The sequence below is a fragment of the Kluyvera sp. 142486 genome, from assembly GCF_046569695.1.
Taxonomy (GTDB): domain Bacteria; phylum Pseudomonadota; class Gammaproteobacteria; order Enterobacterales; family Enterobacteriaceae; genus Kluyvera.
The window spans coordinates 26512-41982 of sequence record NZ_JBKHUI010000009.1 but is presented as its reverse complement, the minus strand read 5'-3'; the positions used below and the strand labels follow the sequence as shown (position 1 = coordinate 41982).

The following is a 15471-nucleotide window of genomic DNA, read 5'->3' as shown; positions in this document are numbered from 1 at the left end:
GTTAATATGTTTGTTCAAAACGTTTTACAGCTTATTGTTGATATCCTGAAAGTGCCATCAATCCTTGTCGGGCTGGTGGCGCTGTTCGGCCTGGTTGCACAAAAAAAATCCTTCCCTGATGTCATCAAAGGGACCGTTAAAACAATACTGGGCTTCCTGGTGTTATCCGGAGGGGCTTTAGTTCTGGTCGGTTCGCTATCGCCGTTAGGTGATATCTTCAAGCAGGCCTTTGATGTGCAGGGTATTATTCCGAACAATGAGGCGATGGTCTCTATTGCTCTGGAAAAATATGGCGCGCCGACGACGCTTATCATGGCGTTCGGTATGGTCGCGAATATCGTGGTCGCCAGATTCACCCGTTTAAAATATATCTACCTGTCCGGGCATGTGACCTTCTATATGGCCTGTATGGTGGCGATTATTCTGTCGGTAGCCGGCTTCGAAGGCGTTCAGCTTATTTACACCGGTTCATTGGCGCTCGGTATGTTAATGGGCTTCTTCCCGGCTATTGCACAACCCTATATGCGTAAAATTATCGGTAATGACCAGGTGGCTCTGGCGCATACCGGTACGGTTGGCTACGTGCTTTCTGGGTGGATTGGTTCTGTCGTCGGTAAAGGTTCTAAATCTACCGAAGAGATGAACATGCCGAAGAACCTGAGCTTCCTGCGCGATAGCACGATCTCTATCTCTCTGACGATGATGATCATTTATCTGGTCTTGTCGATTTCTGCGGGCAAAGAGTACGTCGAGGCCAACTTTAGCCACGGGCAGAACTACCTGGTGTACTCCTTTATCCAGGCCATCACCTTTGCGGCTGGGGTATTTATTATCCTGCAAGGGGTGCGTTTAATCCTGGCGGAGATCGTTCCGGCATTTACCGGCTTCTCCGAGCGTCTGGTACCTAACGCACGCCCGGCGCTGGACTGTCCAATCGTCTTCCCGTACGCGCCAAACGCGGTGTTAGTTGGCTTTATCTCAAGCTTTGTTGGCGGCCTGGTGGGGCTGTTCATCCTTGGGCAGCTCAAGTGGGTACTGATTCTGCCAGGTGTCGTCCCTCACTTCTTCTGTGGGGCAACGGCTGGGGTATTCGGTAATGCGACCGGCGGTAAACGCGGCGCGATTCTCGGTGCCTTCGCTCACGGTATTCTGATTACTTTCTTACCGGTGGCGCTGATTCCGGTACTGGGTGCGCTGGGCTTAACCAACACGACCTTCTCCGATACCGACTTCGGCGTGGTGGGGATTATTCTTGGCAACATGGCGCGCTTTATGACGCCGGGCACCATCACCATGACGATTACCGGTATTTTTGCTCTGCTGGTGGCTTACAACCTGCTGGCGAAAAAGAAGCCTGAACCCGTAGAAGAGTAAGGTATTACACAACATAAAACATGCCTCCGTCTGGAGGCATGTTGACGATAGTCCTTCCTTATCAGGCGCAGAGATCCCAACACCAGGGACGTCAACCGGTCAGGTCCGTTCAAACGATCTTCTGCGCCGCTTTTCCTCTATTCGTACTAACCTGTAGTGAACTAAGTTTTTACCCTGCTGCAACAAAGCATTCGCCGCGTAATTTTTTCGCGACGTCGCGCACATCTCTGGGTAAAATGCCCTCCCTTCGTATTTGTATTACCAATTAGTGATGACGGTATGAAAGCAGAAATACCCCCTTTAGAAGCACAGCGGATGGTGCGTTTACGCCGCCGCGACGTAGTGCGTAAATTACTGAACCGCGATAAAACCCCGCTGATGGTGCTGCTGATGTCCGCCATCGTTGGCTCGGTCGTGGGACTGGTTGGCGTGGCGTTTGAACATGCGGTGAATTGGGTGCTGAACCTGCGTATTGGCACGCTGGCGCAGGTTGCCGACCATTGGTATCTGGTCTGGCCGCTGGCGTTTATCCTGTCGGCGCTGCTGGCCATGTTTGGCTACTGGCTGATGCGACGCTTTGCGCCGGAAGCGGGCGGTTCGGGTATCCCGGAGATTGAAGGCGCGCTGGAAGACCTGCGCCCGGTACGCTGGTGGCGCGTGCTGCCGGTCAAATTCTTCGGCGGGATGGGTACGCTGGGCGCGGGCATGGTGCTTGGGCGTGAAGGGCCAACGGTGCAGATTGGCGGCAATATCGGGCGCATGGTTGGCGATATTTTTCGTCAGCGTGATGAAGAGTCACGCCACACTCTACTGGCTACCGGCGCGGCGGCAGGTTTGTCGGCAGCGTTCAATGCGCCGCTGGCAGGCATTCTGTTTATCATCGAAGAGATGCGCCCGCAGTTCCGCTACAGCCTGATCTCGATTAAAGCAGTATTCACCGGCGTTATCATGTCGAGCATTATGTTCCGCATTTTCAACGGCGAAACGCCGGTGATTGAAGTGGGCAAGCTGACCAACGCGCCGGTCAACACGCTGTGGCTGTATCTGGTGCTGGGCGTGATTTTCGGCTGTGTTGGTCCGCTGTTTAATACCCTGGTGCTGAAAACCCAGGATATGTTTTTCCGTATCCACGGCGGCAACACCACAAAATGGGTGCTGATTGGCGGCCTGATTGGCGGCGGTTGCGGCGTGCTGGGGCTGTTTCAATCGGCTGCGGCGGGCGGCGGGTTTAACCTGATCCCGATTGCGGCGGCGGGGAACTTTACCGTCGGTTCGCTGTTGTTCCTGTTTGTCGCCCGCGTTATCACCACGCTGCTGTGCTTCTCCTCCGGCGCGCCGGGCGGGATTTTTGCGCCCATGCTGGCGCTGGGCACGCTGCTGGGAACGGCCTTCGGTATGGCGGCGATGCATCTATTCCCGGCCTACAATCTGGAGGCGGGAACCTTCGCGATTGCCGGAATGGGCGCGCTGCTGGCGGCTTCCGTCCGCGCACCGCTCACCGGGATTGTGCTGGTGCTGGAGATGACCGACAATTATCAGCTCATTTTGCCAATGATTATTACCGGTCTCGGTGCCACGCTATTGGCGCAGTTCCTCGGCGGGCAGCCGCTCTACGCCACGATTCTGGCGCGAACCCTGGCGAAGCAGGAGGCCGAGCAAGAGGCTAAGGCCAGGCAGTCGGCCCCGGAGAATACTTGAACGATTTACCAGGGTATTAGATAATGACCAAAAGAGTCGGGTTATTATTTGCCCAGACCCGCTGTATTAATGGGAGCAAAAAATGAGTGATGACGTAGTGCTGCCGCTGGAGTTTACCGACGCCGCAGCCAAAAAAGTAAAAGTCCTGATTGCGGATGAAGAGAATCCAAACCTGAAGCTGCGCGTGTATATCACAGGCGGCGGCTGCAGCGGCTTCCAGTATGGCTTTACCTTTGACGACCAGATCAACGAAGGCGACATGACCATCGAAAAACAGGGCGTAGGCCTGGTGGTTGATCCGATGAGCCTGCAGTATCTGGTAGGTGGTTCGGTGGACTATACCGAAGGTCTGGAAGGTTCACGCTTTATCGTGACCAACCCGAACGCAACCAGTACCTGTGGCTGTGGTTCTTCTTTCAGCATCTAAGCTTGCTGACCAGATAGATTAAAAAGCCCACCGAGAGGTGGGCTTTTTGTTGGTATTTCTTGTCACCCGGACGAGGTGCGCTAGCGCAGGCTCCGGTGTATCCCGGCGGCGCAGCGCTTGGCCGGGATACACCGGTCGGTAGCCCGGATAAGCGAAGCGCCATCCGGCAATCAGCGCCCGTTATCATCCAGCGCAAAGGTCGGCAGCTTCAGGTGCCAGCGAATCGCCGCCAGGCGAATGGCTAGCGTCACCACCATCCCCATCATACTGGCGTTCTCCAGCGGTATCTGGAAGGTGTAATAGGCCGTGGCGTGCACAATCCCGCCGATAATACAGGCCGTGGCGTAGATTTCTGTTCGCAGGATCATCGGCACTTCACGCGCCAGCACGTCGCGGATAATCCCGCCGCCAACGCCGGTTACTACCCCCATGCAGACGGCGACCAGCGGCCCGGAGTGGGCGATAAACGCCTTGTTCACGCCAATCCCCACGAACACCGCCAGCCCCACGGCATCCAGCACCGGCAGCACCCATTTTGGCAGGCGACGCGGTTGACGTACCAGCACGATAGTCAGCATTGAGGTGACCATCGCTACCACCAGATCCGTGGGGTCTTTCACCCAGAAGACCGGGCCGTTGGCGAGCGCCATATCACGAATGGTCCCGCCGCCCACGGCGGTTACCACGCCAAGTACCAGAACGCCAAAAGGGTCCATACGCAGTTTCCCTGCCAGCAAGACGCCGGAGACAGCGAAAACGATGGTACCAACAATATCCAGCCAGTAGACAAGCATGACCCATTACCTGATTAATTAACCTGCGATAGTGCAGTACAGAGTTGTTTTGCGGCGAGGATAATACGTGGGCTTGCGCGTTCAAACCAGTCACTATTAAGGGGAATAATAGGTATTGTGAGCTGACTGGCCCAGTAATGCTGAATTTTCGGAATCTGACCCGCATCGCCTGCGGCGACAATCACCTGCGGCTGGCGCATCAGCACCTGTTCACGGCTGACCTGAGGCCAGGCCACGCGGCTGTCGGCAAAGATATTTTGACCACCGCATACTTCCAGTATCTGGTTCTGGATGGCGCTTTTGTTGCTGGTGAAAATGGGGTTAAAGCCGAACTGCATAAACACCCGTTTTTTCGGTGCTTTTGCATATTTCGCCTTTAGCTGTGCATAGTCATGCAGCAGCGTGGCGGCGGCCTGTTCGGCTTTTTCAGGCTGCGGGCTCCATTTCGCCAGCTGGCGAAGCGTTGCGGCTATTTCTTCAATGCTGTGCGAATCGACCCACAGCACGGTAATGCCCAGTGAACGCAACTGGTTCACCTGACGTTCGGCGTTGCCTTCTTTCCACGCCAGCACGACGTCCGGGTGCAGGGCGACAATACGTTCGAGGTTAATGCCCTGCCAGGAAGCAACCTGTTCGATCTCTTTTGCCGCGGCGGGATAATCAGACCACGCGCTGACGCCAACGGGGGTGATCCCGGCAGCAAAGGCCAGTTCGGTATTAGCGGGGGAGAGGGTAATAACCCGCGGCGTGGCGAGGAGCCACGCCGGGGCGCTAAGCAGCAGGGCTAGCAGCCCTGTCAGGTATCGCTTAGCCACGTGCCAGTTTCTGCACCAGCGTTTCGACCATCAGGGTCGACTGCTTCGCGGCAACCGCCAGGAACTCTTCGAAGCTCAGATGAGACTGCTGGTCGGCCACGTCGGAAATCGCGCGGACTACCACGAACGGCACGGCAAAGCTGTGGCAAACGTGGGCAATCGCCGTGGCTTCCATCTCTACCGCAATCGCCTGCGGGAAGTTGGTGCGGATTTTTGCCAGCGCTTCGGAACCGTTAATAAAGGCATCGCCGCTGACAATCAGGCCGCGCACGGCGTTCAGGTCGAGGGATTTGATGCACTCTTCAGCGGCGGCAATCAGCTTGTCGTCGGCTTTGAACGCCGCCGGGCAACCGGCCATCTGGCCAATGTCATAGCCAAAGGCGGTGACGTCGGCATCGTGGTAGCGCGCTTCGTCAGAAACCACGATATCGCCCACTTTCAGCGTTGGCGCCAGGCCACCCGCGGAACCGGTGTTGATAATCACGTCCGGCTGGCAACGCTCCAGCAGCAGCGTTGCGCCCATTGCGGCGGCCACTTTGCCAATCCCGGATTTCAGTAACGCCACATCCACGCCGTTCAGCTGGCCGGTGTAGATTTCGCTACCGCCGATGGTGATAGTCTGACGATTTTCGATTTTGTCACGCAGCAGCGTAACTTCTTCTTCCATTGCGCCAATAATGCCGATTTTCATAGATTTACTCGCGATGTGCCATGTTTAAAGGCATAGTTTATCATGTGGTTCAGGGGAAGCGCATTTCTTGTAATAGGAAGCTCGCGACGGAGAGGCTATGGCTAAGATTGATTTTCGCAACAAAATTAACTGGCGTCGGCGCTATCGCTCGCCGCAGGGTGTCAGCTCCGAGCATGAGATTCTGCGTATTTTTGAAAGCGATCGCGGGCGTATTATCAACTCACCGGCTATCCGTCGCCTGCAGCAAAAAACGCAGGTATTCCCGCTGGAGCGCAACGCCGCAGTGCGAACCCGCCTGACGCACTCGATGGAGGTGCAGCAGGTCGGGCGCTATATTGCCAAAGAGATTCTGAGCCGCTTAAAGGAAAAAAAACTGCTGGTGGCCTACGGTCTGGACGAACTGACCGGGCCGTTTGAAAGCATCGTTGAGATGGCCTGCCTGATGCACGATATCGGCAACCCACCATTTGGTCATTTTGGCGAAGCGGCAATTAACGACTGGTTCAGCCAGCGCCTGGCGCCAAAAGACGCGCTGCGTCAACCGCTCAGCCATGACCGCTGCGAGGTGATCGACCTTCGACTCCGTGAGGGCGAAGACACGCTTAATACGCTGCGCAGCAAAGTGCGTCAGGATCTCTGCCATTTTGAAGGCAATGCGCAGGGGATCCGTCAGGTTCATACCCTGATGCGTATGAACCTGACCTGGGCGCAGGTCGGCTGTATTTTAAAATACACACGCCCGGCCTGGTGGTCGGCTGAGACCCCGGCAACGCACAGCTATTTAATGAAAAAACCGGGCTACTACCTGGCGGAAGAGCACTATATTGAGCGCTTACGTAAAGAACTGGATTTAGCACCTTACAATCGATTCCCATTAACGTGGATTATGGAGGCTGCTGATGATATTTCTTATTGCGTGGCTGACCTCGAGGATGCGGTAGAAAAGCGGATTTTTAGCGTTGAGCAATTGTACCAGCATTTATATGATGCATGGCCTGAACATACAAAGGGGTCGCTGTTTGCTCAGGTGGTGGAAAACGCCTGGGATAAATCTCGGGCGAATTCATTAAGTCGCAGTACGGAAGATCAGTTCTTTATGTATTTGCGGGTGAATACGTTAAATAAGTTGGTGCCCTACGCGGCACAGCGTTTTATTGAAAATCTGCCGCAGATCTACCAGGGTGATTTTAATCATGCGCTGCTGGAAGATGAAAGCAGCTATAGCCAATTGCTGAAGCTATATAAAAATGTAGCTAGAAAACATGTCTTTAGCCATCATGAAGTCGAGCAATTAGAATTGCAGGGCTACCGGGTGATTGGCGGGTTATTAGATATTTATGCGCCTTTGCTTAAATTATCATTAAGCGACTTTAGCGAATTGGTTGAGCAAGAACGGGTGCGTCACTTGCCTATCGAATCACGGTTGTTTTGTAAACTCTCAACGCGACATCGTTTAGCTTACGTTGAGGCGGTTAATAAACTTTCCCGTGATTCCGTTGAGTTTCCGGTGATGGAATATTATTATCGTTGCCGCCTGCTGCAGGATTATATCAGCGGGATGACCGACCTCTATGCATGGGATGAATATCGGCGGTTGATGGCGGTAGAATAATCAGAAGTTTTGTAAATACGCTCAATAAATTTTTACTTTTAGCAGATGCAGTTGTACGGAACTTAGTGCCATAAAGTGAATCTGATAGTCACGAACACAGCAATTTTGCGTAATCTGATATTGAGATTGAAACACATGAAAAAAACCACGTTAGCAATGAGTGCACTGGCTCTTAGTTTAAGTCTGGCTCTGTCTCCGTTGTCCGCTAGCGCGGCCGAGACGGCATCTTCTTCCGCATCCGCCGCACAGCCAATGCCAAGCCTGGCACCGATGCTGGAAAAGGTTATGCCGTCTGTCGTCAGCATTAATGTTGAAGGCAGCACAACGGTAAACACGCCGCGTATGGGACGTAACTTCCAGCAGTTCTTCGGCGACAACTCGCCGTTCTGCCAGGATGGTTCTCCGTTCCAGAGCTCTCCGTTCTGTCAGGGCGGTGCCGGCCCGGATGGCGGTAACGGCGGCAATCAGCCACAGCAGCAGCAGAAATTTATGGCCCTCGGCTCGGGTGTCGTGATTGACGCCGCGAAAGGCTACGTCGTCACTAACAACCACGTAGTGGATAACGCCAATACCATTAAGGTTCAGCTGAGCGACGGCCGTAAGTTCGATGCGAAAGTGGTAGGCAAAGACCCGCGTTCCGACATTGCGCTGATTCAGATTCAGGATCCGAAAAACCTGACGGCGATTAAGCTGGCGGATTCTGATGCGCTGCGCGTTGGTGACTACACCGTGGCTATCGGTAACCCGTTTGGCCTGGGTGAAACTGTGACCTCCGGTATCGTCTCCGCGCTGGGTCGTAGCGGTCTGAACGTTGAAAACTACGAAAACTTTATCCAGACCGATGCGGCAATTAACCGCGGTAACTCCGGCGGCGCGCTGGTGAACCTGAACGGTGAGCTTATCGGTATCAACACCGCAATCCTCGCACCGGACGGTGGCAACATCGGTATCGGCTTCGCCATCCCAAGCAACATGGTGAAAAACCTGACCGACCAGATGGTGAAATTCGGCCAGGTGAAACGCGGTGAGCTGGGTATCATGGGGACCGAACTGAACTCCGAACTGGCAAAAGCGATGAAAGTAGACGCCCAGCGCGGTGCCTTCGTGAGCCAGGTGATGCCTAACTCTTCGGCGGCGAAAGCCGGGATTAAAGCCGGTGACGTGATTACCTCACTAAACGGCAAGGCGATCAGCAGCTTCGCCGCGCTGCGTGCGCAGGTTGGCACCATGCCGGTAGGCAGCAAAATCAGCCTTGGCCTGCTGCGCGACGGTAAGCCGGTGACGGTGGATCTGGAACTGCAGCAGAGCAGCCAGACCCAGGTTGACTCCAGCTCCATCTTCAGCGGTATTGAAGGGGCTGAAATGAGCAACAAAGGTCAGGACAAAGGCGTAGTGGTGAATACCGTGAAAGCGGGTTCTCCGGCGGCGCAGATTGGCTTGAAGAAAGGGGATATTATCGTCGGTGCCAACCAGCAGGCGGTGAAAAACATCGCTGAGCTGCGCAAAATCCTCGATAGCAAACCTTCGGTACTGGCGCTGAATATTCAGCGTGGCGATAGCTCCATCTATCTGCTGATGCAGTAATCGAGACCTCAACCCTTTCCCCGCTCGGGGAAAGGGTTTTTCCCTTCGTAATGTGAAGCACCCCACAACTCCATAGATCTCAATCGTGCTTTGTGCATTTGCACAGTGCGGCGCTTTTGCATCTTTCCTATCATGTAACCTGCTCACAGGAGGGGTTCATGGCTAGCTGGCATCTTGATACTAAAATGGCGCAGGATATCGTGGCGCGCACGATGCGCATTATCGATACCAATATCAACGTAATGGATGCCCGCGGGCGTATTATCGGCAGCGGCGATCGTGAGCGTATTGGGGAATTGCACGAAGGTGCGCTGCTGGTGCTCTCACAAGGGCGTGTGGTAGACATCGACGATGCCGTGGCCCGACACCTGCACGGTGTGCGTCAGGGGATTAACCTGCCGCTGCGGCTGGAAGGCGAGATTGTCGGCGTTATCGGCCTGACCGGTGAACCGGAAACGCTGCGTAAATACGGCGAGCTGGTGTGCATGACCGCCGAGATGATGCTCGAGCAATCGCGCCTGATGCACCTGCTGGCGCAGGATAGCCGACTGCGTGAAGAGCTGGTCATGAACCTGATTCAGGCCGAAGAGAACACCCCAGCGTTGACCGAATGGGCGCAGCGGCTGGGCATTGATCTTAATCAGCCGCGTGTCGCGGCGGTGGTGGAGGTCGACAGCGGGCAGTTGGGCGTGGATAGCGCGATGGCGGAGCTTCAGCAGCTGCAAAATGCGCTGACGACGCCGGAGCGTAACAATCTGATTGCGATAGTCTCACTGACCGAGATGGTGGTGCTGAAACCGGCGCTTAATCAGTTTGGCCGCTGGGACGCGGAAGACCACCAGAAGCGCGTGGAACAGCTGATCTCCCGTATGAAAGAGAACGGGCATCTGCGTTTTCGCGTGGCGCTGGGCAACTATTTTACCGGGCCGGGCAGTATTGCCCGTTCCTACCGTACGGCGCGCACCACCATGATGGTGGGTAAACAGCGTATGCCGGAGAGCCGTAGCTATTTTTACCAGGATTTAATGCTGCCGGTGCTGCTCGACAGCCTGCGCGGTGGCTGGCAGGCCAATGAGCTATCGCGCCCGCTGATGCGGTTGAAGGCGATGGATAATAACGGCTTGCTGCGCCGGACGTTGACGGCATGGTTTCGCAACAACGTGCAGCCGCTGGCAACCTCAAAGGCGCTGTTTATTCACCGCAATACGCTGGAGTATCGGCTCAATCGAATCTCAGAATTGACGGGGTTGGATTTGGGGAATTTCGACGACAGGCTGCTGCTGTATATTGCGCTGCAGTTGGATGAGCAGAGATGATAAAACCGCATAGTGTGTGGTCTGTGTAGGCCTGATAAGCGCAGCGCCATCAGGCAAAAATGCCGGGTGGCGGCTTCGCCTTACCCGGCCTACGAATACAGCCACATGCTGTTATTTACGAGTCAACTTCTCCAGATCGGCCTCAATTTCGCTGATCTTGTTGGTCACAACGCTTTCGAGATGGCGTAGATCGTCGAGGATCTTACGTTTAAGATCGACTTCGGTGCGATCGCGCTGGCAAATCTGATCCAGCTCATCAATCACGTAGCGCAGGTTCGGGCTTATCTCCTGCACTTCTTTGAAGCCCTGACCATCGCTGGCAATGGTTTTACGCTGGCGTGGGTATTTGAACTTCACGCTCTTGGCGAAAAACTCACCCTTATCCTTCTGGAAATAGATTTTCAGGATATCGTTGTTGGCTTCCTGCCGGAGGCTGTAACGATCGATTTCATCGGGATTGGTGATCCCCAGGCTTTTCAAATTATCGTACATAGCGGTACCCCTGATCTAAATTAACTATTGAATAATTAACGAAAAAATCTATTTCCGCCAGCTTACGAATAAAAAAAAGCGGGGTTGCCCCCGCTTTTTCGCATCTTATTAATCGATAGTACGCAGTAGCTCGTTGATGCCTACTTTACCGCGGGTTTTGGCGTCTACTTTCTTCACAATCACCGCACAGTACAGGCTGTACTTGCCGTCTTTGGATGGCAGGTTGCCGGAAACGACAACGGAGCCTGCCGGTACGCGGCCGTAGAACACTTCACCGGTTTCGCGGTCGTAGATTTTGGTGCTCTGACCCAGGTATACGCCCATGGAGATAACGGAGCCTTCTTCTACGATAACGCCTTCGACTACTTCGGAGCGTGCGCCGATGAAGCAGTTGTCTTCGATGATGGTTGGGTTCGCCTGCAGCGGCTCCAGTACGCCACCGATGCCGACGCCGCCGGACAGGTGAACGTTTTTACCGATCTGCGCGCAAGAACCTACGGTCGCCCAGGTATCCACCATGGAGCCTTCGTCAACGTAAGCACCGATGTTCACGTAGGATGGCATCAGCACGGTGTTGCGAGCGATGAATGCGCCCTGGCGAACGGCAGCCGGCGGTACCACGCGGAAACCTTCTTTCTGGAAACGCGCTTCGTCGTAATCAGCGAATTTCATTGGTACTTTATCGAAGTAGCGGCTTTCCGCACCGTCGATAACCTGGTTATCGTTAATACGGAAAGAGAGCAGAACCGCTTTCTTCAGCCATTGGTGAGTCACCCACTGACCGTCAATCTTTTCAGCGACACGCAGCGCGCCGGAATCCAGCAGGGAAATCACCTGGTTAACCGCTTCGCGGGTTACGGTATCCACATTTGCCGGCGTGATGTCGGCGCGACGCTCAAAAGCGGACTCAATAACGTTCTGTAATTGCTGCATTGTTTACTCTTTCCATTTACTTAAAAAAAATACGTCACCCTTTATCGTTTGGATTGAGGGCTGCTGTCAACCGTTGTTGCACTTCTTGCTGGAGCACATTATTAAGCGCACGCCGGTCGGCGGTGGCGATTATAAATAAATCTTCTACTCGTTCACCAATTGTCGTAATTCTCGCCCCGTGGAGCGAGATCCCGAGGTCAGCAAACACCTGGCCGACGCGAGCGAGCAGGCCAGGTTGGTCGAGCGCGATAAGCTCGAGGAACGATTTCCGGTCGGTGTGGGTTGGCAGGAAATTGACCTCGGTATCGACCGAGAAGTGGCGCAGTTTTGCCGCCTGGCGACGCGGCTGCGGTGGCTGCCAGCTGCGTTGGGTGATCGCCTGCTCCAGCCCAAAGCGGATGGCTTCGTGACGGTCGCCGGAGAGCGGGCTGCCGTCGGGTTCAAGGACGATAAAGGAGTCCATCGCCATGCCGTCGCGGGTGGTGAAAATCTGCGCGTCGTGGACGCTGAGGTTGCGGCGGTCAAGTTCGGCGCACACGGCGGCGAACAGATAGGGACGGTCCGGGCTCCAGATAAAGATTTCCGTACCGCCGCGCGTGGCCTGCGGGCTGAGCAGGATCATTGGCTGCGTCAGGTCGTGCTTCAGCAGATGGCGGGCATGCCACGCGAGCTGGTTTGGCGTATGACGCACAAAGTAATTGGCGCGACAGCGGTTCCAGATTTGGTGCAGCGCCTCTTCGTTGATATTGTCCATGCGCAGTAGCGCCAGCGCTTGCATCTGATGGTGACGAACGCGCTCGCGCATATCCGGCGTGTTCTGCATCCCACGACGCAGCTGTTTCTCGGTGGCGAAGTAAAGTTCGCGCAGCAGGCTCTGTTTCCAGCTATTCCACAACGTTTCGTTGGTGGCGCAGATATCGGCGACCGTCAGGCACACCAGGAAGCGCAGACGGTGCTCGGTCTGCACCTCTTCGGCAAACTGCTTGATCACTTCCGGGTCCTGGATATCGCGGCGCTGGGCGGTGACCGACATCAGCAGATGCTGACGCACCAGCCAGGCCACTAACTGGGTTTCCCGCGAATTCAGGCCGTGCAGCTCGGCGAACTTCAGGACATCCTGGGCGCCGAGAATGGAGTGGTCGCCGCCGCGCCCTTTGGCGATATCGTGGAACAGGGCGGCAATCAGAATAAGTTCCGGATGATTCAGCCGTGGCCAGAGGTCGACGCACAGCGGGTGGCGCGGACGCGTCTCTTCGTGGGCAAAGCTCTCAAGCTTGAGCATCACGCGAATCGTATGTTCATCCACGGTGTAGGCGTGGAACAGGTCAAACTGCATCTGACCGACGATGTATGACCACTGCGGCATATAGGCCCACAGTACGCTGTGGCGGTGCATCGGAAGCAGGCCACGGCTGACGGCGCCCTGGTGGCGAAGCATGCTCAGGAACAGCTCACGCGCTTCCGGGATATAGCACAGTGGCTGGCTGAGGTGGCGACGGGCATGACGCAGATGACGTAGCGTGGTCGAGTAAATACCGGTAATACTGCTGTTACGCACCATGATATGGAACATGCGCAGAATGGCCTGCGGCTCGCGGATGAACAGGGTATCGTCACGCAGATCGATAAGCGTGCCGCGCAGTTGGAAATCGTCGTCAATCGCGCGCGGCTTTTCATCTTCAGTGAGGGCGAGGATCGCCTCATCGAACAGCTGCAGCAGCATGTGATTCAGCTCACCGACGCGGCGAGTGACGCGATAGAAATCCTTCATCATGTGTTCGATTGGCTGGTTGCCTTCGCCTTCGTACTTCAGACGGCGGGCCACGCTAAGCTGGCGGTCGAACAGCAGACGGTTGTCATAGCGGTTGAGTTCAAGATGCAGGGCGAAACGGATGCGCCATAGCAGATGCAGACACTCGTTCAGCTCATTACGCTCAGCTTCGGTCAGGAAACCGAAGCTCACCATCTCATCCATCGATGTCGCGCCGAAGTGACGGCGGGCGACCCACTGAATGGTGTGGATGTCGCGCAGACCGCCGGGGCTGCTTTTAATGTCCGGTTCGAGGTTGTAACTGGTGCCGTGATAGCGCTGGTGGCGCGTTTCCTGCTCGGCGACTTTGGCCGGGAAGAAGTTAGCTGACGGCCAGAAGCCCTCGCTGAAGATATGTTTCTGTAGCTCAAGGAACAGCGCCACGTCGCCAATCAGCAGGCGTGATTCAATCAGGTTGGTGGCGACGGTTAAGTCTGATAGACCTTCCAGCAGGCACTCTTCCAGCGTGCGTACGCTGTGGCCCACTTCCAGCTTGATGTCCCACAGCAGCGTCAGCAGTTCGCCAATTTTTTGCGCCTGCTCATCGGGCAGCTTTTTGCGGCTCAGAATCAGCAGGTCAACGTCGGAAAGCGGGTGCAGTTCGCCGCGACCGTAGCCGCCAACGGCAACCAAGGCCGCGTCATCCACTCCGCCAAAGCCGTACAGCAGCCACAGCCGCTGCAGCAGTTGATCGATAAACTCGGTGCGCGCTTCAATCAACTGCTCGGCAGAGATGCCTTCATCGAAAGCGACCCCCAGCCAGCGCTGGAATTCATCGAGGTGCGTTTTGATATCGGCGCAGTTCAGGCTGCTTTCGGGCCAGCTGACGGGGTTCTCCGGCTGACCGGGCAGGGCAGGGAGGATTGTACAAGCCAGTTCAGGTATGGAGTTACTCATCGCGCGCCGCCCATAAGAAAAAACTATCACCCATTAAAAAAGCCGGCATTCGCCGGCTTTTCGTTATTCATTGTGCGAGATTATCGCCGGGATGGTGTCATCCTTGCGTAACGTCAGTATTTCGCAGCCGTTGTCTGTCACCACAATAGTATGCTCGTACTGCGCAGACAAGCTTCGGTCTTTGGTTTTTACCGTCCAGCCGTCTTTCATGGTGCGGATCTCTTTCTTACCGGCGTTCACCATCGGTTCGATGGTGAAGGTCATGCCCTGCTTCAGCACCACGTCGGTTTCACGAGAGTCATAGTGCAGAACCTGTGGTTCTTCATGGAAGCCGCGGCCAATGCCGTGACCGCAGTATTCACGAACGACGGAAAACCCTTCGGCTTCCACAAACTTTTGGATAGCCGCGCCGATTTCGCGCAGGTTTACGCCCGGTTTCACCATTCTCAGCGCGACGTACAGGCTTTCCTGAGTTACGCGGCACAGACGCTCGCCCAGAATGGTTGGTTTACCGACGATAAACATTTTGGAGGTGTCACCGTGGAACTCGTCTTTGATGACCGTGACGTCGATGTTGACGATGTCACCGTCTTTCAGGTGTTTTTCGTCATCCGGAATACCGTGGCACACCACTTCATTAATAGAGATGCAGACGGATTTCGGGAAACCGTGGTAGTTCAGGCAAGCGGAGATCGCTTTCTGCTCGTTAACGATATAGTCATTGCAGATGCGGTCCAGTTCGCCGGTGGTCACGCCAGGCTTCACGTACGGTTCGATCATTTCCAGCACTTCAGCGGCCAGACGGCCGGCAACGCGCATTTTTTCAATATCTTCAGGGGTCTTAATAGAAATCGCCATGGAATATGTCCATCAGTGTCGATTTTTTCGACAATAATTGAGTATTAGTGATGTCAATGTTAACAGCCAGAAGCGTCCTGTGCCAAATTGAGAATCATTCTGAACTTCGCCTTTCGTGCCCTGCGCAATGATAACAACTGTTGGTGTCGGCATCGATTTTATGGTATAAA

The 15471-nt window shown here is 55.1% G+C and carries 13 protein-coding genes; 6 read left to right on the top strand and 7 right to left on the bottom strand.

Annotation, left to right across the window (positions count from 1 at the left end; translation table 11 throughout):
- The first annotated feature begins 6 nt into the window (after positions 1–6).
- From ACLGE8_RS11615 to erpA, 3 genes are all read left to right on the top strand, one after another.
- Positions 7–1374, top strand: coding sequence for a PTS ascorbate transporter subunit IIC (locus ACLGE8_RS11615; protein WP_410998619.1), 1368 nt, complete (start codon positions 7–9; stop codon positions 1372–1374).
- A gap of 279 nt (positions 1375–1653) precedes the next feature.
- Positions 1654–3072 (top strand): H(+)/Cl(-) exchange transporter ClcA, encoded by a 1419-nt coding sequence (clcA, locus tag ACLGE8_RS11610; protein WP_410998617.1) that lies wholly within the window; start codon positions 1654–1656, stop codon positions 3070–3072.
- A gap of 82 nt (positions 3073–3154) precedes the next feature.
- Positions 3155–3499, top strand: coding sequence for an iron-sulfur cluster insertion protein ErpA (gene erpA / locus ACLGE8_RS11605; protein ID WP_035891950.1), 345 nt, complete (start codon positions 3155–3157; stop codon positions 3497–3499).
- Between the two features lie 170 nt (positions 3500–3669).
- Here the strand turns inward: erpA and ACLGE8_RS11600 are convergent, their stop codons facing one another.
- The 3 genes from ACLGE8_RS11600 to mtnN are packed head-to-tail and all read right to left on the bottom strand — an operon-like array spanning position 3670 to position 5799.
- Entirely contained in the window at positions 3670–4293 is a 624-nt protein-coding gene (locus ACLGE8_RS11600; protein WP_185669229.1) for a TRIC cation channel family protein, read from the bottom strand.
- A 14-nt stretch (positions 4294–4307) separates the two neighbouring features.
- Positions 4308–5108, bottom strand: a complete 801-nt coding sequence (gene btuF / locus ACLGE8_RS11595) for a vitamin B12 ABC transporter substrate-binding protein BtuF (RefSeq protein WP_410998614.1) — start codon at positions 5106–5108, stop codon at positions 4308–4310.
- A complete protein-coding gene (mtnN, locus tag ACLGE8_RS11590) occupies positions 5101–5799 on the bottom strand; it encodes a 5'-methylthioadenosine/S-adenosylhomocysteine nucleosidase (protein ID WP_410998612.1) in 699 nt (232 codons plus the stop codon). The genes btuF and mtnN overlap by 8 nt, the downstream gene beginning before the upstream one ends.
- 97 nt (positions 5800–5896) lie before the next feature.
- On the opposite strand from mtnN, the gene dgt reads away from it, so the two are divergent.
- The 3 genes from dgt to cdaR all read left to right on the top strand — a co-directional run bounded on the left by dgt (position 5897) and on the right by cdaR (position 10311).
- A complete protein-coding gene (dgt, locus tag ACLGE8_RS11585) occupies positions 5897–7411 on the top strand; it encodes a dGTPase (protein WP_410998610.1) in 1515 nt (504 codons plus the stop codon).
- A 135-nt stretch (positions 7412–7546) separates the two neighbouring features.
- Positions 7547–8995 (top strand): serine endoprotease DegP, encoded by a 1449-nt coding sequence (gene degP, locus ACLGE8_RS11580; RefSeq protein ID WP_185669225.1) that lies wholly within the window; start codon positions 7547–7549, stop codon positions 8993–8995.
- Positions 8996–9153: 158 nt separating this feature from the next.
- Entirely contained in the window at positions 9154–10311 is a 1158-nt protein-coding gene (gene cdaR, locus ACLGE8_RS11575) for a DNA-binding transcriptional regulator CdaR (RefSeq protein WP_035891956.1), read from the top strand.
- A gap of 111 nt (positions 10312–10422) precedes the next feature.
- On the opposite strand, the gene ACLGE8_RS11570 is transcribed toward cdaR, so the two are convergent.
- The 4 genes from ACLGE8_RS11570 to map all read right to left on the bottom strand — a co-directional run bounded on the left by ACLGE8_RS11570 (position 10423) and on the right by map (position 15301).
- A complete protein-coding gene (locus ACLGE8_RS11570; RefSeq protein ID WP_410998607.1) occupies positions 10423–10803 on the bottom strand; it encodes a DUF3461 family protein in 381 nt (126 codons plus the stop codon).
- A 108-nt stretch (positions 10804–10911) separates the two neighbouring features.
- Positions 10912–11736, bottom strand: a complete 825-nt coding sequence (gene dapD, locus ACLGE8_RS11565; protein WP_004872026.1) for a 2,3,4,5-tetrahydropyridine-2,6-dicarboxylate N-succinyltransferase — start codon at positions 11734–11736, stop codon at positions 10912–10914.
- Between the two features lie 34 nt (positions 11737–11770).
- Positions 11771–14443: a bifunctional uridylyltransferase/uridylyl-removing protein GlnD gene (gene glnD, locus ACLGE8_RS11560; RefSeq protein WP_410998604.1), complete on the bottom strand. Its 2673-nt coding sequence runs from the start codon at positions 14441–14443 to the stop codon at positions 11771–11773.
- 63 nt (positions 14444–14506) lie between these two features.
- Positions 14507–15301, bottom strand: coding sequence for a type I methionyl aminopeptidase (gene map, locus ACLGE8_RS11555; protein WP_395597222.1), 795 nt, complete (start codon positions 15299–15301; stop codon positions 14507–14509).
- Positions 15302–15471: the final 170 nt, after the last annotated feature.